The following is a 16,918-nucleotide window of genomic DNA, read 5'->3' on the forward strand; positions in this document are numbered from 1 at the left end:
TCGTGGAAGTAGTCATCACCTCCTCGGCCGCGGCCTCCGGGGCGCTGGCCGCCGACGCGATCGAGGCGCTGGTCCGCTCGAAGCCCGCCGCGGTGCTCGGGACGGCCACCGGGTCGAGCCCGCTGCCGATCTACACCGAGCTCGTCCGCCGGCACCGGGACGGCACCGGGCCGTCGTACGACGAGGTGCAGACGTTCAACCTCGACGAGTACGTCGGCCTGCCGGTCGGGCACGAGCAGACCTACCTCGCGACCATCCACCGCGAGCTCACCGACGGCCTCGGCCTGGCCGAGGCCCGGGTGCACGGCCCCGACCCGGCCGAGGACTCGATCCCGACCGCCGGCGCCCGGTACGAGAGCCTCATCGCCGATGCCGGCGGCGTCGACCTGCAGCTGCTCGGCATCGGCTCCGACGGCCATCTGGCCTTCAACGAGCCGGGCTCCTCACTGGCCAGCCGGACCCGGATCAAGACCCTCACGAAGCGGACCCGCGAGGACAACGCCCGCTTCTTCGGCTCCGTCGACGACGTGCCCGTCCACGTGCTGACCCAAGGCCTGGGCACCATCCTCGAGGCCCGGCACCTGGTGCTCATCGCCAGCGGGTCGCGCAAGGCCGACGCCGTCGCCGCGGCCGTCGAGGGCCCGGTGTCGGCGACCTGCCCGGCCAGCGTGCTGCAGCTGCACCCGCACGCGACCGTCCTGCTCGACGACGCCGCCGCGGCGAGGCTGCGCCGGGCGGACTACTACCGCGAGGTCTACGCCGCGAAGCCGGCCTGGCAGGGGATCTGAGCGCCGGCGAGCCTGTCGGATCCGGCACGTCTCGTTCGTGGAGGAGGTGTGAGCACCCACCACGAGGAGTACCGATGAACGACAAGCACGCCCGCTGGCTCGCGCTCTACACGCTCTGCCTCGGCAACCTGATGATCGTCCTCGACACGAACATCGTGAACGTCGCGCTGCCCGCCATCCAGGGCGACCTCGGCTTCACCCCCACCGCGCTGGCCTGGGTGGTCAACGCCTACATGCTGACCTACGGCGGCTTCCTGCTGCTCGGCGGCCGTCTCGGCGACCTCTTCGGCAACCGGCGCGTGTTCCTGGGCGCGGTCGTCGCGTTCACCCTCGCCAGCGTCGCCTGCGGGTTCGCGCCGAGCTCGGGGCTGCTGGTCGCCGGGCGTGCGGTCCAGGGCCTCGGCGGCGCCGCGGTCTCGGCGGTCGCGCTCGCCCTCATCATGGGGCTGTTCGACGACCCGGCCGAGCGCACGAAGGCGATGGCGGTCTACGGCTTCGTCATGTCGGGCGGTGGCGCCATCGGCGTACTCCTCGGCGGCGTGCTCACCGGCTTCCTGACCTGGCACTGGGTCTTCCTCGTCAACGTCCCGATCGGCGTCGGCGTCTGGCTGCTCGGCTCCCGCGTCCTGCCCCGCCGGCGCGTCGCCGCGGTCGCGCCACGCCTCGACGTCGTCGGCGCCGTCCTGGTCACCACAGCCCTCGTGCTGCTGGTCTACGGCGTCGTGGGCTCCGCCCTCCCGTACGTCGCCGGCGGGCTCGCCCTGCTCGCCGTGTTCGTCGCCTGGGAGGCCCACACCGACCACCCGATCGTGCCGCTGCGCCTCTTCCGGCTCCGCAACCTGGTCGTCGCGCAGGTCGTCGGCGCCCTGTGGGCCGGTGCGATGTTCGCGACCTTCTTCCTGAGCTCGCTCTACCTCCAGCAGGTCCTCGAGTACGACGCCCTCGCGGTCGGCCTCGCCTTCCTCCCGACCTCCGTGGTGATGGCGGTGTTCTCCCTGCGCTGGTCCGACAAGCTGGTCCTCCGCTTCGGACCGAAGCCGCCGCTCGTCGCCGGTCTGGTCCTCGTCGCGGCCGGGCTCGGGCTGCTGGCCCGGGTGCCCGTCGACGGCGGCTACCTCGTCGACGTCCTGCCGGCGATGCTGCTCACCGGCATCGGTGCCGGCGTGGCCCTCAACCCGGTGCTCATCGTCGCGATGAGCGACGCCGCCCCGGAGGAGGCCGGCTTGGCCTCCGGGCTCGCCAACACGTCGTTCTCGATGGGCGGAGCGCTCGGCCTGGCGGTGCTGGCGAGCGCCGCCACGTGGCGCAGCGACGCACTCGCGTCCTCCGGCGTCGCCCACGCCGCCGCGCTGACCGGGGGCTTCCAGGTGGCGTTCGGTGCTGGGGCACTCTTCGCGCTGGCCGCCGCGGTCGTGGGCGGCGTACTGCTCAGGACTCCGGGCGCCCAGCCCGCCGCCGAGACCGAGCCTGAGGTGGAGGTGGCGGCCGCCTGACTCCTGTGTCACTGACGGTGACAAGCAGCGGCGGCGCCCCTAACCCAACGCCACCGTCAGTGCGAGCACGGTCGCCGGGTCCTCCAACCGATCGCCGTAGAGCTCCCGGAGCTGCCCCATCCGGTAGCGGACCGTCTGCGGGTGCACGAACAGTGCGGCGGCGACCTCGTCCCGGCGGCCCTGGTGGAGCAGCCAGGAGCGCAGTGTCTCGGTGAGCTTCTCGGCGGTGCCGGGGCGCAGCCCCTCGAGCGGGGCGAGCACCGACGCCCGCAGGTCGGCGCGGGCGTCGGCGTCGGCCTCGAGCACGAGTCGCACCAGGTGGGCCTCGCTGTCCTCGCCCCAGCCGGCCTCGCGGACCCGGACGGCGCGGTCATAGGACGCTCGCGCCTCGCGCCAGGGCTTCGCCGGCCCCACCACCGCGCCGCGTCCCTCGAACGTCCGCAGCAGCGCCGTACGACGATGGCCGTGCGCGTCCGGGACCAGCAGGAGTGTGGCGTCGTCGACCGCCGGGTGGTCCTCGAGGACGAGGGTGGCCTGCGAGACCAGGGCCAGCACCGAGCTGACCTGCGACGGCGGGACGAGCGCGGCGGTCAGCGTCGTCGGGGCCGGCCAGCCGGCCCGCTCCACCGCGTCGTCGAGCACTTCGGCCGTCGCCCCACCGAGCAGCTGCCGGACCAGCCGCTCGAGCAGCCGCTGCCGCACCCGGCCGGTGGTGGCCAGCTCGTCACCGTGCCCGGCGACCGAGGCGTCGGAGACCTCGTCGATCCAGGCGAAGACGAGCGCGGCGAACTCGACCAGTGCCTCGGGCGGGAGCCCGGCGGCCACGGCCTCCGAGGACAGCTCGCGCCAGGCCACGCGGGCGCCGATGCGGTAGGCGGCCAGCAGCGCCTCGGTCGTCCGTCCGCTGCGGGCCTCGCCGCGCCCCAGCTCGTAGGCGCCCTCGAGTGCCTCGGGGGTGGCCGGCACCGACTCCGCGGTCTGCCCCGACGCGACCGAGAGGAAGCCGCCGAGCGCGACGCCGACGGCGGTCCGGATCGTCTCGCCCATGGCGCCGGAGAGCGCGTCCTGGTAGGACGGGACCTCGGCGATGATCGCGGTGACGACGTCCTCGCCGACCCGGGGCAGCAGCTCGCGCAGCCGCCCGGCGATCTCTGGCGACAGCGTGATGTCGGGGGAGGTGCGTCGGCGGAGGGAGCGACGGGCCATCTTTGTCTCCTGCGAACAAATGTCATGCAGATATTCACGTGCGTCAGACATGAGTTTACGCAGATCGCTCAGTCACCATGGGTGTATGACGGCCACAGCGTTCCCGACCCGCCCCGCGACCGGGCGTTCGGCTGCCTGGAACCGCCTGGGTGAGCGCCTCGCCGCCCGCGCCGAGCGCATCGCCAACGCCGCCGTGACGCCGCTGGTGCCGGCCGACTACCTCGACCTGTTCCACCCGCTGCGCGCCGGGGCCGACCTGCGTGCCCGCATCGTCTCGGTCCATCCCGAGACCCGCGACGCGGCGACCATCGTCCTCAAGCCGGGGCGCGACTGGGCCGGCCACGTGCCGGGGCAGTACATCCGGATCGGCATCGACGTCGACGGCGTCCGGCAGTGGCGGGCCTACTCGCTCACCCACGGCCCGCGTCCCGACGGCCTCATCTCGATCACGGTCAAGGCGGTGCCCGACGGCATCGTCAGCAACCACCTGGTCCACCGCGCGAAGCCCGGGACGCTCGTCCACCTCGAGCAGGCGCAGGGCGAGTTCGTGCTGCCGCCCGACCTCGCCGGCCACAAGCTCCTCTTCGTCACCGCCGGCTCGGGCGTCACGCCGGTCATCGGCATGCTGCGCAACCTCTTCCCGGTGACCGACGAGGGAGTCGTGGGCCTCGACAAGCTCGACCCGCGCAAGGGTGCCCTCGACATCGTCTGCGTCCACATCGCGCCGAGCCGCCCGGACTCGATCTTCCTCCGCAACCTGGAGGAGCTCGGCCGCGCCGGTGCGATCGACCTCGTCGCGCGGTACGACGACCAGCACGGCGTGCTCGACGTCGACGTGCTCGGCGAGCTGGTGCCCGACCTGGCCGAGCGGACGACGTACGCCTGTGGCCCGGCGGGGCTGCTCGACGCCCTCGCCGCCCACCACGAGACCAACGGGCTGGGGCTGTTCACCGAGCAGTTCCGGGCCAGCACCGTCGTCGTCGGTGACGGCGGGACCGTGCGGTTCGAGGCCGGCGGCCTGGAGATCGAGACCGACGCCGCGACCCCGATCCTGGATGCCGCCGAGGAAGCCGGCGTCCTGATGCCGAGCGGGTGCCGGATGGGCATCTGCTTCGGCTGCGTCCTGCCCCTCAAGGAGGGTGCCGTGCGTGACCTGCGCAGCGGCGACCTCATCGTCGCCAACCCGGGTGAGAGCGACGGCATCCAGATCCAGACCTGCATCAGCGCCGCAGCCGGCGCGTGCGTCATCGACCACTGAAAGGTAGCCAGATGACCATCGTCAACGAGCCCAGCCTCGAGACCACCGACAGCCCGATCGCCCACCTCAGTCGTGAGGACATCGAGGCGATCGGTGAGGAGCTCGACGCGATCCGCGCCGAGGTGATCGCCAGTCGTGGCGAGCGCGACGCGGCCTACATCCACCGGGTGATCAAGACCCAGCGCTACCTCGAGCTGGGCTCCCGCGCGGTGCTGCTCGGCAGCATGTTCCCGCCGGCGTTCATCGCGGGCACGGTGGGCCTGAGCGTCGCCAAGATCCTCGACAACATGGAGATCGGCCACAACATCCTCCACGGCCAGTGGGACTGGATGCGCGACCCCAAGATCCACTCGACCACGTGGGACTGGGACAACGCGGCCACCGCCGAGGGCTGGAAGAAGGCCCACAACGAGGAGCACCACACCTACACGAACATCGTCGGCATGGACAACGACCTCGGCTGGGGCCTGGTCCGCGTCGACGAGGAGCAGCAGTGGACCCCGCGCTGCCTCATCCAGCCGGCGCTCAACTTCGTCAACATGCTGATCTTCCAGTACGGCATCGCCGCCTACGACCTCAAGCTGGGCGACAACCTGCGGGTGCCGAAGGAGGAACGGTCGGAGGAGTTCAAGCGCCAGCTCCAGGGGACGCTGACCAAGATCCGCAAGCAGGCGACCAAGGACTACGTCGTCCACCCGCTGCTGTCCGGCCCCTCCTTCGCGACCACGTTCGCCGCGAACGCGATCGCCAACCTCGTGCGCAACGTCTGGTCGCACGCGGTCATCATGTGCGGTCACTTCCCGGAGGGCGTCGCGACGTTCGAGCTCGACGAGCTGCCCGAGAACGAGACCCGCGGCGACTGGTACCTCCGCCAGATGATCGGGTCCGCCAACATCTCCGGCTCCAAGGCCATGCACATCATGACCGGCAACCTGTCGCACCAGATCGAGCACCACATCTGGCCCGACCTGCCGTCCAACCGCTACGCCGAGGTCGCGCCGCGCGTGCAGGCGATCTTCGAGAAGTACGGCCTGCGCTACCACTCGGCACCGTTGCCGGCGCAGGTCTACAGCGCCTGGCACAAGACGGTCCGGCTGGCCTTCCCGAACGGCTGGTGGGAGACCACCACGAAGCGCAACCTGCCCTCGCAGCTGCGCCTGGTCGGCAAGATCGTCAAGGCGAAGGGCAAGAACCGCCTCCGGATGCTCAAGGAGCTCGAGGCGCGGGCCGCCGCCCGCTGACCAGCTCCGACGTACGACGGCCCGCCCGGTGATCCGGGCGGGCCGTCGTCTCGTTGCGGCGGCCGCCGTCAGAGCAGCGGGTGCTTGGGCGGCGCCGTGCCGTCGAGCAGGTGGCGCCCGAGGTGGACGTACTTCCACCGGGCCGGGTCGTGCAGCGAGTGGACGCGCACGTTGCGCCAGTGCCGGTCGAGGCCGTGACGCTCGTCGGCCGACGAGGTGCCGCCCAGCTCGATGACCTCGGTGGCGACCTCAGGGCCGACCTCCTGGGCCAGCGCCTTCACCTCGGCGACGGCGAGGGAGGCCTCGATGAGTGCCTCCTCCGTCGGCGCCGGCACGGTCCGGACGGCGTCGACCGCCGCGCCCGCCCGCGCGAACAGCGCCTCGAGGGCCGCGACCAGCGCGCGCAGTCGTCCGAAGCGGTGCTGCACGAGCTGCTCGTCGGCGACGCGCTCGACGTCCGCCTCCACCCACGGCCGGGCCCGCTCGCGCACGAACGCGGCGCCGTCCTCGAGTGCGGCGCGGGCGATGCCGACGTCGATCGCCGCGTGCAGCAGCTGGTCGTAGGCGCCGACCGGGCTGCGCGGCGGGTCCACCGGCAGCTCGCCCAGGTCGATGACGCGCTCCCACGGGACCAGGACGTCGATGAGGTGGACCGACCCGCTGGCCGTGGTCCGCTGGCCGAAGGCCGTCCAGTCGCCGTCGATCGCGACTCCGGCGTCCGACGGGCTGACGAAGGCGATCACCGGGTGTCCGGGGTCGCCGTCCAGGTTCGCGGCGACGCCGAAGAGGGTGGAGCCGAGGGCGCCCGTCGCATAGAACTTCCGGCCGCTCAGCACGCCCGTGCCGTCCGGCCGGCGGGTCAGCGACGTACGCCGGTCGAAGACGTGCGCCGTGCCCCGCTCGGCGGTGGCGTTGCCCAGCCATCCGCTGCCGGTCGCGACCTCGTGGAGGAGGGCGAGCGTGTCCGGCTCCGCGGCGAGCGACGCGATGTCGAGGAGGACGAAGTGCGAGAGCACGAGCTGGGCGAGGTTGGCGTCCCCGCGCGCCAGCCGGCGCAGGACGTCGGCGGAGACCGAGAGCGGAAGGCCGGACCCGCCCGCGCTGCGGGGGACGGTGACGCCCAGGAGACCCGTCCCGGCGAGCTCGGTGAGCAGCCCGATCGGGTGCGTGCGGGTCAGGTCCCGGTCGGTGGCCCCGGCCGCGGCGCTGGTCGCGAGGGCGTCGGCGATCTGCGCCGCCTCCGCGGCGGTGAGTGACGGCGTGCGCGGGCTCCCGCCCGCCGTGTCGGTAGGGCTCAGCTGGGTGGTCACGCGATCTCCTCCGGGACGACTCGGATCTAATCTTGTAAATAGACTGACATGATATACATAAACGAGTCCCCGATCGTTCAGAGGAGAGAGCATGGCCACCACACTCATCGAGCCCGGCACCACGACGCCCGTCCTCCCCAAGCACCTCGTCACCCGCCTCGGCGGCGTGGACCGCGAGGACGTGTCGCCGAAGCTGCAGCGCCAGTTCGACGCCGCCCAGAGCAGCTACGGCTACGTCCCCAACTGGCTGCGCGGGTACGCCGTCAACGAAGCCACCCTCGAGCGCCTCCTCGCGATCTACGGGCCGCTGTGGGACGACAGCGCCGACCACCACCTGACGATCCAGGAGCGGGAGCTGATCTCCGTCGTGGTCGCCCACGAGAACGAGTGCGGCTACTGCGTCGCCAACCACCGCTACGGCCTCGCGAAGGCCACCGGCGACAAGGAGCGCGCCGCCCGGATCGCGGACGACCACCACCTCGTCGAGTTCTCCGACCGCGACCAGGCCCTCGTCGACCTCGCCGCGAAGGTCACCAACGAGGCGCACCTCGTCGGGGAGGCCGACTACGAGAAGCTGCGCCGCGTCGGCCTGACCAACGCCGGCATCGTCGAGGCGATCGAGGTCGCCGCCTTCTTCAGCTACGCCAACAAGCTGACCCAGGCCATCGGGCTCCAGCCCGACTCGACGCTCTTCGCCTGAGTGCTGACCCGCGACCCGATCCGGGCATCACCCGGATCGGGTCAGGCGCCGGGGCGTCGGCAAACCTAGGTTCGCCGCATGCTCATCCTCGGCATCATCCTGTTCGGCATGCTCATCGGCGCGGGAGCACAGCTGATCCTGGGGCGCCACGGCCGGCCGATCGACTGGACGATGGCCTTCGTCAGCGGCCTGCTCGGCTCGTTCGTCGGCGGCCTGCTGATCAGCCTGCTCTCCGGTGACGGCATCGAGCTGCGGGCGAGCGGCGTCATCGGGTCGATCGTCGGCGCCGTCCTCGTCACGCTCGCCTGGACCGCGCTCCGCAACCGGTCGGCCCACGGCTGACCACCCACTCGATGACGTGTCGCCCAGGTGTCACCGTGACATGTGGCGCCACCGGTGACACCTCCGAAGTGTCGCCCGACCCGCACAGTGTCACCGTGACACGTGGCGCTACCGGTGACACCTCCGAAGTGTCGCCCGACCCGCACAGTGTCACCGTGACACGTGGCGCTACCGGTGACACCTCCGAAGTGTCGCGCGACCCGCCAGGTGTCACCGTGACACGTGGCGCCACCGGTGACACCTCCGAAGTGTCGCGCGACCCGCCAGGTGTCACCGTGACACGTGGCGCCACCGCTGACACCTCCGAAGTGTCACCCGACCCGCCAGGTGTCACCGTGACACTCGGCGCCACCGGTGACACCTCCGACGTGTCACCCGACCCGCCAGGTGTCACCGTGACACTTGGCGCCACCGGTGACACCTCCGAAGTGTCACCCGACCCGCACAGTGTCACCGTGACACTTCGCGGCGGCGAGCCGATCCACCGGCCACGCCCTCACCCGAGGTAGCGCACCTCGAGCGGACGCTCGACGACCTCGCCGTCGACCAGGTCGACGCGGAACGCCTGCCCGTCCGGGCGCTCGCTGACCGCCTCGACCAGCGCCCCGTCGCGCCACAGCAGCGCGACCCCGTCGTCGGCCGCGTGCCCGCCCGGCAGCCGCCCGCTGCCGACCATCGCGTGGTACGCCGCCCGCCGCTCGGCCTCGCCGAGGTAGTGCGGGCACGCGCTGCCCGGCAGGAACCCCAGGCCGTCCGGCAGTGCCGCCAGCGGCCCGTAGGAGTCGGTCGAGGACCCCTCGAACCAGCAGTTCATCCCGGCACTGATCCCGGCGAGCACCGTGCCCTCCTCTGCGGCCTGGCGCAGCACCCGGTCCACGCCGTGCAGCCGCCAGAGGGCGAGCAGGTTAGCCGTCGAGCCGCCCCCGACGTAGACGACGTCCTGGTCGAGGAGCGTCTTCGGCTCCCCGTAGCCCCACGGGTCGCGGCAGAACAGCGACAGCACGCTCGTCCGGGCGCGCCCCTCGAACGCGGCCAGGAAGCGGTCGGCGTACTCCTTCGAGTCGCCGCTGGCCGTCGGCACGAAGCACACCCGGGGACGGTCCTTGCCCGTCAGCGACAGCAGGAGGTCGTCGATGAGGGAGGAGCCGTCCTCGGACATCGAGAAGCCGCCACCGCCGAGGGTCAGGATCGTCGCCGTCACGACGGCGACCCTACGGTCACCCCAGCGCGGCCGAGACGACGGCCCGGGCCTCCTCCTGCACCTGCCGCAGGTGGTCGGAGCCGCGGAACGACTCGGCGTAGATCTTGTAGACGTCCTCGGTGCCGCTCGGGCGCGCCGCGAACCACGCCGACTCGGTGGTCACCTTGAGCCCGCCGATGGGCGCGCCGTTGCCGGGCGCCTCGGTGAGCTTCGCGGTGATCGGCTCGCCGGCGAGCTCGGTCGCGGTGACCGCCTCGGGGGAGAGCGCGGCCAGCGCCGCCTTCTCCTCGCGGGTCGCCGCCGCGTCGATCCGCTCGTACGCCGGCTCGCCGTGCTGCGCGACGAGCTCCGCGTAGTGCTGCGACGGCGTCTTCCCGCTCGTCGCCAGGATCTCGGAGGCGAGCAGGCACATGACGAGACCGTCCTTGTCGGTGGTCCAGACCGACCCGTCCCGCCGCAGGTACGACGCCCCGGCGCTCTCCTCGCCGCCGAACCCGAACGACCCGTCGATGAGGCCGGGCACGAACCACTTGAAGCCGACCGGGACCTCGACGAGCTCGCGCCCGGTCGAGGCGGCTACCTTGTCGATCATCGAGCTGCTGACGAGCGTCTTGCCGATCCGCGCCCTCGGCGCCCAGCTGCGGCCGCCGCCGAACAGGTAGCCGATCGCGACCGAGAGGAAGTGGTTGGGGTTCATCAGCCCGGCGTCGGGCGTCACGATGCCGTGCCGGTCGGCGTCGGCGTCGTTGCCCGTCGCGAGGTCGTAGTCGGCGCGCCGGTCGATGAGCGACGCCATCGCGTAGGGCGAGGAGCAGTCCATCCGGATCTTCGCGTCCCAGTCGAGCGTCATGAACCGCCAGGTCGGGTCGACGACCGGGTTCACCACGGTCAGGTCGAGCCGGTGCTGCTCGGCGATCCGTGCCCAGTAGTCCACCGACGCGCCGCCGAGCGGGTCCGCGCCGATGCGCACGCCGGCCAGGCGGATGCCCTCGAGGTCGACGACCGTGGGCAGCGCGTCGACGTAGCCGCCCAGGAAGTCGTAGGTCTGGACCGCCTTCGCCGCGCGCTCGTACGGCGTCCTGACGACCTTCTTCAGACCCTTCCTGATCAGCTTGTTGGCGCGCTTCGCGATGGCGGCCGTGGCGTCGGAGCCGGCGGGGCCGCCGTGCGGGGGGTTGTACTTGAAGCCGCCGTCACCGGGCGGGTTGTGCGACGGCGTGATGACGATGCCGTCGGCCAGCCCGGAACCGCTCGTCCGGCCCTGGTTGGCCGTGAGGATCGCGAGCGACACCGCAGGCGTCGGCTGGTAGCCGTCCTGCACCAGCACCGTCACGTCGTTGGCGACGAGCACCTCCAGCGCCGTCACGTACGCCGGCTCCGAGAGCGCATGGGTGTCCCGGCCGAGGAACAGCGGGCCGTCGTACCCCTGCTCCTTGCGGTAGTCGCAGATCGCCTGCGTCGTGGCGAGGATGTGGGCCTCGTTGAAGGCGGTCCTCAGCGAGGAGCCGCGGTGACCGGACGTCCCGAAGACGACCTGCTGCGCGGGGTCGTCCGGGTCGGGTGTCCGGGTGAAGTACGCCGTCACCAGCTGCGGCACGTCGACGAGGTCGGCCTCGGTGGCGGGTTTTCCTGCGCGCGGGTCAGCCATGGGGCAAATCTGCCTGGTTACTCGCGGGTAGGGAAATGTCCTAGGCTGAGCACATGGCTCTCGTCACCCGCACGACCACCGACGGCGTCGCCCAGGTGCGGCTCGCCCGCCCCGACAAGCTCAACGCGCTGACCCTGCCGCTGCTCGACGAGCTCGTCGCGACCGCCCGGGAGCTGCGCAAGGACAAGACCCTGCGCGCGGTCGTCATCGCGGGGGAGGGCGACTCCTTCTGCGCCGGCCTCGACTTCGCGAGCACGCTCGAGAAGCCGATCGACGTCGCCAAGGCGTTCGCGCCGCGGCCGTGGCGGGGCACCAACACGTTCCAGGAGGCGTGCTGGGCCTGGCGCCGCGTGCCGGTCCCGGTGATCGCGGCCGTCCACGGGCACTGCCTGGGGGGCGGGGTCCAGATCGCGCTCGCCGCCGACTTCAGGTTCGCCACCCCCGACTCCACGTGGTCGGTGCTCGAGGGCAAGTGGGGCATCATCCCCGACATGTCGGGCATCCAGGCCCTCTCCGAGCTCGTCGGCATCGACACCGCCAAGCGGCTCACGATGACGGCCGAGATGCTGAGCGGCAAGCAGGCCAGCGACCTCGGCCTGGTCACCGAGCTGGACGCCGACCCGGTCGTCGCGGCCACCGCGTTCGCCCAGCGGCTCGCCGAGCGGTCGCCGGACGCCCTCGCTGCGGCCAAGCGGCTGTTCAACGACACGTGGCACCGCTCGCCGCGCCGCACGTTCGCCCGCGAGCGCATCGAGCAGGCGTTCCTGCTGTTCGGTGCCAACACCAAGATCGCCCGCGAGGCGGCGTTCAAGAAGGTCGCGCCTGTCTACAAGCCGCGCCAGCGGTAACAGGGGCACGTGCAGACCTTCCTGCCGTACGCCGACTTCGCCCGCACCATGGAGGTGCTGGACCGCAAGCGGCTGGGCAAGCAACGCGTGGAGTGCATCCAGATCGTGCGCGGCCTGGTCCGGCCCGACTACGCGTGGCGGCACCACCCGGCAGTGAAGATGTGGGCGGGGTGCCTGGAGGCGCTGGGTGCCTACGGGCTGGCCTCGACGCGTGCCTGGGCGGCGGCCGGCTTCGCGGACACGTGCGCCGACACCATCCGGGCGGACCTGGCCACCGCCGGTGTCACGACCGTGCGCGAGCAGGCCGAGCTGGCCGAGGCCGGCGAGCTGCCCCTCTGGCTCGGTGACGAGGCGTTCCACCGCAGCCACCAGTCCTCCCTGCTGCGCAAGGACCCCGACCACTACGGACCGCTCTTCCCGGGCGTCCCCGACGACCTGCCCTACATCTGGCCGCCGGGACGGGGCGCGGGCGGCCCTCAGGGATAGCTGAACCCGACCGTGCGCTCGGAGAGCTCCCAGAGCGCTCGCTGGTCGGCGGCGGAGTGCGAGCGACGGGTGCTGTCCACGACCTTCGCGGGACCGGCGAGCTCGCCGGTGCGGCCCGGGCCGGTGAAGCTGCCACCGGGCAGGTCGGCGGTCGCGGCCATCAGCACCGGCCAGGCACCGGATGCCGGGGTCTGGAACACGGCCCGCATGGCCGTCTCGACGATCGGGCGGCCATAGGGGATCCGCTCGAGCGGCCCGTTGCGCATCAGCCGCGTGGTGGCGACGCCCGGGTGCGCGGCCAGCGCCTTCACCGGCAGGCGGGCCGCTCGCAGCCGCCGGTCGAGCTCGTAGGTGAAGAGCAGGTTGGCCAGCTTGGTCTGCCCGTAGACCCGCCAGGTGCCGACGGGCCCGTAGTGCTGAGGCTCGGTCCGCGGCTCGGCCAGCGGCGCCGAGCGGGCCATCCGGTGCATCGTCGACGACACCGTGACGACGCGCCCCGCGTCGCTCTCGGCGAGTTGGGCCAGCAGCAGGCCGGTGAGCAGGAAAGGCCCGAAGTGGTTGGTCGCGAGCTCGATCTCCAGCCCGTCGACCGTGCGGGAGTACGGCGTCGCCATCACGCCGGCGTTGTTGACGAGCAGGTCGATCGTCCCGAGGTCCGCGGCGGTGGCCGCCGCGAGGCGGACGGACTCCAGCGACGTCAGGTCGAGCACCAGCCGCTCCACCGTGCCGCCCGGAACCTCGCGGAGGAGCCCCTGCGCGGACTCGTCCAGCTTCGCGCGACTGCGCCCGGCGAGGACCACCCGGGCGCCGCCGCGCAGCAGCCCGAGTGCCGTGAAGTAGCCCAGCCCGCCGGCGCTCGGTCCGGTCACGACCGCGGTCCGGCCGGTCTGGTCGGGCATCTGGTCGGGGGTCCACGTCATGTGCCCCAGGTTAGGGGCGGCGTACGACCGTCACTCGTCGCGCTGGATCCACGCGACCGACCCGACTCTTCACCGACCCGTGGGACTCACGTCGTGGGACGGCGCCGGCACCCGTCCGCGGCTCACCGGCGCCGGTGGACGCGGTGCCGCTTCGCCGGCCGGTGCTTGCGGTGCTTCTGGGCGTGGTGCTGGCGCTTCACGTGCTGGCGCTTCACGTGGTGGCGGCGCGCGTGGTGGGCCCGCGCGTGGTGCCGCTTCTTCTGCGCGTGGTGCCGCGCGGCCTGGGTGTGCGGCCGGATGTAGGACGCGACCCGCACCGCGCGCCTGGAGAACCGCAGCCGCGCGCCGTAGAGGGCGCGGACGGGACCGCCGCCCGTGCGACCGGTCATGTGGAACGAGGCGGCGCAGGGCCGGCCCGACCTCCGGCAGGTCCACGCGTGGAAGTAGAGCCGCACGGAGCGACGGTCGACGACGACGTCGGCGCCCCCCGGCCCGCACAGGCCGGTGCTGCGCCTGGCCAGCAGCGTCCGCTGCGGCCGGTTGCGCCACCGGAAGACGTTCCGGCTGCGGCGCCACACCGTCGAATAGCTGCAGCGGGAGTAGTCGCCGGCCGACATGAACAGGTAGAGCCACCGGCCGCGGCGCACCATGACCGGGTTCTCGACGACGCCGCGGTTCGTCAGCAGCGCCCGGCTCCGCCCGCGGGCGTGCAGGCCGTTGGCGCGCAGCCGCAGGATGCGGATCGACGACGGCTTCCCGTCGGTCTTGTAGAGCAGGAACACCCGACCGCGGTCGACGAAGGCGGACGGGTCGATGGCGCCGATGGTCGGCAGCGTCGGCCGCGCCCGGCGGCGGTCGAGGATCCGGTCCTCGGCGCGGGGCGCCCGTGCGGCGGGCGGGCAGACCAGCGGGCGTCGGCCCACCGGGCGGAACCTGCCCGTGCTCGTCCGCGCGGCCGCGACGCCGATGCACCGGCTGGTCTCGCCCATGCCCCGCACGGGGGCGGCGAAGTAGAGCAGCCAGCGGCGGCGGACGTGCACCAGGTCGGCCGCCCAGATGGCGCTGCCGGGGCGCGCCCAGGCCGGCCGGGTGGCCAGGGCGGGGCTGATCGGGCGCCACCGCATGCCGTTGCGCGAGATCAGCCGGCGCACGTTCGGGCCGGTCGCCACGGCGACGTACCGCTGCGGGCCGACCTTCGCGACGCTGGGGTCGGCCATCGCCGTGCCGTGCTCGAGGGGGCCGGCGACGGCGCCCGCATCGGGCACGGCGAGCGCGAGGAGCGCGAGGACTGCGATGACGAGCCGCCAACGGCGGCGGCGCGAGGCCGGGGGTCCGAGGGGGCTGGTGCTGGGGTCGTGCTGTTCGTTCGACGTGTGCTGCGCGATGTGCAAAGGGGGTCCAGAGGGCCTCGTGGGTCAAGGGGGCGCCGAAGGTTAACCCGGGACCTCGGTCCTTGGTGCAGGGACCCACGATCTGCTCGGAACTTTTGGCCGAACGGCCAGGAGCGGCCCCTCCGGCTGGTGCCGGAGGGGCCGCTCCTGCGGTGCTGGTCGAGGAGCCCGCGAGCAACCAGCGGGCGTCTCGGGACCTAGAAGGCGGCCTCGTCGATCTCCATGATCGAGTTGTCGATCGCCTCGGCGATGGCCCGCTCGGCGCTCAGCTTCGGCAGGTTGTAGGCGGCGAAGAACTTCGCGGCCGCGACCTTGCCCTCGTAGAACGACTTGTCCTTGCCGGCGCCGCCGGCCAGCTTCTCCAGCGCGACCTCGCCCTGGCGCAGCATGAGCCATGCGCAGACGACGTCGCCGAGCACCATGAGCAGGCGCGAGGTGTTCTGCGCGACCTTGTAGATGTTCTTGAGGTCGCCGGTCTCGGCGCTCGGGTCGGAGGACAGCAGGTCGTTGAACATGTGGCTGACGATCGCCTCGGCGTCCGCGAGCGCCGTCGCGAGCAGCGCACGGCTCTCCTTCAGCTCGCCGTGGCCCTCCTCGCCGAGGAACGCCTTGATCTCGTTGGCGAGGTGGCCGAGGGCGACGCCCTGGTTCTTCACGATCTTGCGGAAGAAGAAGTCCTGGCCCTGGATCGCGGTGGTGCCCTCGTAGAGGGTGTCGATCTTGGCGTCGCGGACGTACTGCTCGATCGGGTACTCCTGCAGGAAGCCGGAGCCGCCGAACGTCTGCAGCGCCTCGGTGCCCAGCAGCACCCACGACCGCTCCGAGCCGTAGCCCTTGACGATCGGGAGCAGCAGGTCGTTGACGTCGACGGCGAGCTTGGCCCGCTCCGACCCCGACTCGCCGTTGTGCTTGGCGATCGAGACCTCGTCCTGCCACGTCGCGGTGTAGATGACGAGCGCGCGCATGGCCTCCGCGAACGACTTCTGCACCATGAGCGAGCGGCGTACGTCGGGGTGGTTGGTGATCGTCACGCGCGGGGCGTCCTTCGCCGCGTTCGTGAGGTCGGCGCCCTGGACGCGGCTCTTGGCGTACTCGAGCGCGTTGAGGTAGCCGGTCGAGAGGGTCGCGATGGCCTTGGTGCCGACCATCATGCGGGCGTTCTCGATGACGTCGAACATCTGGCGGATGCCGTCGTGGACCTCGCCGAGCAGCCAGCCCTGGGCGGGCTCGCCGCCGCCGACCTGCGGGTCGCCGAAGGTGAGCTCGCAGGTGTTGGACACCTTGATGCCCATCTTGTGCTCCACGTTGGTGACGTAGACGCCGTTGCGCTCGCCGGTGAGCTCGCCGGTCTGGTGGTCGAAGTGGTACTTCGGCACGAGGAACAGGGACAGGCCCTTGGTGCCCGGCCCGCCGACGCCGTCGACGCCGCGCGGGCGGGCGAGGACGAGGTGGAGGATGTTCTCCTGCAGGTCCGACTCGGCGCTGGTGATGAAGCGCTTGACGCCGGAGATGTTCCAGGAGCCGTCCTCGTTGGGGGTGGCGTAGGTCTTGCCGGCGCCCACGTCGGAGCCCGCGTCGGGCTCCGTGAGGACCATGGTGGCGCCCCACAGGCGCTCGACCATGATCTCGGCGATGCGCCGGTCGCGCTCGGTGCCGTTCTCGTAGACGACCTTCGAGAAGAACGGGCCGCAGCCGTACATCCAGATCGGGGCGTTGGCGCCGAGGATGAACTCGGCGGACGACCACACGAGCGAGTGCGGGGCCGCGGTGCCGCCGATCTCGGCGGGGGCCTGCAGGCTCCAGAAGCCGGCGTCCATCCACGCGTCGTAGGACTTCTTGAAGGCGGCCGGGACGGGCGCCGTGTTGGTCGTGGGGTCGAAGACCGGCGGCGTGCGGTCGGACTCGACGAACGAGTCGGCCAGGTCCTCGCGGGCGATGCGGTCGATCTCCGCGAGGATCTCCTTGGCGGTGTCGACGTCCAGCTCGGCGTAGGGACCGGTGCCGAGGACCTTCTCGCGACCGAAGACCTCGAAGAGGTTGAACTCGACGTCGCGCAGGTTGCTCTTGTAGTGGCTCACTGCTCCAC

15 protein-coding genes are annotated in these 16,918 nt (G+C 72.0%); 8 read left to right on the top strand and 7 right to left on the bottom strand.

From position 1 onward, the window contains the following. Positions 1–2 precede the first annotated feature (2 nt). Both QDS12_RS03380 and QDS12_RS03385 read left to right on the top strand, forming a co-directional pair. Positions 3–788 carry a glucosamine-6-phosphate deaminase gene (locus tag QDS12_RS03380; protein WP_279876900.1) on the top strand — a complete coding sequence of 262 codons (786 nt, stop codon included), beginning with the start codon at positions 3–5 and terminating at the stop codon, positions 786–788. A 74-nt stretch (positions 789–862) separates the two neighbouring features. Continuing rightward, entirely contained in the window at positions 863–2,281 is a 1,419-nt protein-coding gene (locus tag QDS12_RS03385) for a DHA2 family efflux MFS transporter permease subunit (protein WP_279876902.1), read from the top strand. A gap of 39 nt (positions 2,282–2,320) precedes the next feature. Here the strand turns inward: QDS12_RS03385 and QDS12_RS03390 are convergent, their stop codons facing one another. Continuing rightward, on the bottom strand, positions 2,321–3,487 hold the full coding sequence (locus QDS12_RS03390; protein WP_279876904.1) for a helix-turn-helix domain-containing protein: 1,167 nt from the start codon (positions 3,485–3,487) through the stop codon (positions 2,321–2,323). A gap of 85 nt (positions 3,488–3,572) precedes the next feature. On the opposite strand from QDS12_RS03390, the gene QDS12_RS03395 reads away from it, so the two are divergent. Together QDS12_RS03395 and QDS12_RS03400 are read left to right on the top strand one after the other, a co-directional pair. Further along, positions 3,573–4,745: a ferredoxin reductase gene (locus tag QDS12_RS03395; RefSeq protein ID WP_279876905.1), complete on the top strand. Its 1,173-nt coding sequence runs from the start codon at positions 3,573–3,575 to the stop codon at positions 4,743–4,745. A gap of 11 nt (positions 4,746–4,756) precedes the next feature. Beyond that, on the top strand, positions 4,757–5,986 hold the full coding sequence (locus QDS12_RS03400; protein ID WP_279876907.1) for an acyl-CoA desaturase: 1,230 nt from the start codon (positions 4,757–4,759) through the stop codon (positions 5,984–5,986). Between the two features lie 68 nt (positions 5,987–6,054). On the opposite strand, the gene QDS12_RS03405 is transcribed toward QDS12_RS03400, so the two are convergent. Continuing rightward, a complete protein-coding gene (locus QDS12_RS03405; RefSeq protein WP_279876909.1) occupies positions 6,055–7,296 on the bottom strand; it encodes an acyl-CoA dehydrogenase family protein in 1,242 nt (413 codons plus the stop codon). Between the two features lie 91 nt (positions 7,297–7,387). Here QDS12_RS03405 and QDS12_RS03410 point away from each other — a divergent pair, with 91 nt between their 5' ends. Both QDS12_RS03410 and QDS12_RS03415 read left to right on the top strand, forming a co-directional pair. Then, positions 7,388–7,996 (top strand): peroxidase-related enzyme, encoded by a 609-nt coding sequence (locus QDS12_RS03410; protein ID WP_279876911.1) that lies wholly within the window; start codon positions 7,388–7,390, stop codon positions 7,994–7,996. 78 nt (positions 7,997–8,074) lie between these two features. Beyond that, a complete protein-coding gene (locus QDS12_RS03415) occupies positions 8,075–8,338 on the top strand; it encodes a GlsB/YeaQ/YmgE family stress response membrane protein (protein ID WP_279876913.1) in 264 nt (87 codons plus the stop codon). A gap of 496 nt (positions 8,339–8,834) precedes the next feature. Here the strand turns inward: QDS12_RS03415 and QDS12_RS03420 are convergent, their stop codons facing one another. Beyond that, positions 8,835–9,539, bottom strand: a complete 705-nt coding sequence (locus QDS12_RS03420; protein ID WP_279876915.1) for a peptidase E — start codon at positions 9,537–9,539, stop codon at positions 8,835–8,837. 16 nt (positions 9,540–9,555) lie between these two features. Continuing rightward, positions 9,556–11,187 carry a phosphoglucomutase (alpha-D-glucose-1,6-bisphosphate-dependent) gene (gene pgm, locus QDS12_RS03425; RefSeq protein ID WP_279876917.1) on the bottom strand — a complete coding sequence of 544 codons (1,632 nt, stop codon included), beginning with the start codon at positions 11,185–11,187 and terminating at the stop codon, positions 9,556–9,558. 53 nt (positions 11,188–11,240) lie between these two features. On the opposite strand from pgm, the gene QDS12_RS03430 reads away from it, so the two are divergent. Next, entirely contained in the window at positions 11,241–12,035 is a 795-nt protein-coding gene (locus tag QDS12_RS03430; protein WP_279876919.1) for a crotonase/enoyl-CoA hydratase family protein, read from the top strand. 9 nt (positions 12,036–12,044) lie between these two features. Beyond that, positions 12,045–12,521 carry an MSMEG_6728 family protein gene (locus QDS12_RS03435; protein WP_279876921.1) on the top strand — a complete coding sequence of 159 codons (477 nt, stop codon included), beginning with the start codon at positions 12,045–12,047 and terminating at the stop codon, positions 12,519–12,521. Here the strand turns inward: QDS12_RS03435 and QDS12_RS03440 are convergent. The 3 genes from QDS12_RS03440 to QDS12_RS03450 all read right to left on the bottom strand — a co-directional run bounded on the left by QDS12_RS03440 (position 12,512) and on the right by QDS12_RS03450 (position 16,910). Then, positions 12,512–13,441, bottom strand: coding sequence for an oxidoreductase (locus QDS12_RS03440; RefSeq protein WP_279876923.1), 930 nt, complete (start codon positions 13,439–13,441; stop codon positions 12,512–12,514). The two genes, QDS12_RS03435 and QDS12_RS03440, sit on opposite strands and share 10 nt — an antisense overlap. Before the next feature lie 122 nt (positions 13,442–13,563). Continuing rightward, positions 13,564–14,832, bottom strand: coding sequence for a family 43 glycosylhydrolase (locus QDS12_RS03445; RefSeq protein WP_279876925.1), 1,269 nt, complete (start codon positions 14,830–14,832; stop codon positions 13,564–13,566). Positions 14,833–15,029: 197 nt separating this feature from the next. Continuing rightward, the gene (locus QDS12_RS03450) at positions 15,030–16,910 is read right to left on the bottom strand and encodes an acyl-CoA dehydrogenase (RefSeq protein ID WP_279876927.1); all 1,881 of its coding nucleotides are present in this window, start codon (positions 16,908–16,910) and stop codon (positions 15,030–15,032) included. Positions 16,911–16,918 lie beyond the last annotated feature (8 nt).

Origin of the sequence: Nocardioides sp. CER19 (genome assembly GCF_029846275.1) — a bacterium.
Taxonomy (GTDB): domain Bacteria; phylum Actinomycetota; class Actinomycetes; order Propionibacteriales; family Nocardioidaceae; genus Nocardioides.

What these genes read in the sequence shown, in the direction of transcription:
- QDS12_RS03415 (WP_279876913.1), top strand. Translation starts at nt 8,075, where the DNA reads ATGCTCATCCTCGGCATCATCCTGTTCGGCATGCTCATCGGCGCGGGA.
- QDS12_RS03440 (WP_279876923.1), bottom strand. Translation starts at nt 13,441, where the DNA reads ATGACGTGGACCCCCGACCAGATGCCCGACCAGACCGGCCGGACCGCG.
- QDS12_RS03395 (WP_279876905.1), top strand. Translation starts at nt 3,573, where the DNA reads ATGACGGCCACAGCGTTCCCGACCCGCCCCGCGACCGGGCGTTCGGCT.
- pgm (WP_279876917.1), bottom strand. Translation starts at nt 11,187, where the DNA reads ATGGCTGACCCGCGCGCAGGAAAACCCGCCACCGAGGCCGACCTCGTC.
- QDS12_RS03385 (WP_279876902.1), top strand. Translation starts at nt 863, where the DNA reads ATGAACGACAAGCACGCCCGCTGGCTCGCGCTCTACACGCTCTGCCTC.
- QDS12_RS03430 (WP_279876919.1), top strand. Translation starts at nt 11,241, where the DNA reads ATGGCTCTCGTCACCCGCACGACCACCGACGGCGTCGCCCAGGTGCGG.
- QDS12_RS03400 (WP_279876907.1), top strand. Translation starts at nt 4,757, where the DNA reads ATGACCATCGTCAACGAGCCCAGCCTCGAGACCACCGACAGCCCGATC.
- QDS12_RS03410 (WP_279876911.1), top strand. Translation starts at nt 7,388, where the DNA reads ATGGCCACCACACTCATCGAGCCCGGCACCACGACGCCCGTCCTCCCC.
- QDS12_RS03390 (WP_279876904.1), bottom strand. Translation starts at nt 3,487, where the DNA reads ATGGCCCGTCGCTCCCTCCGCCGACGCACCTCCCCCGACATCACGCTG.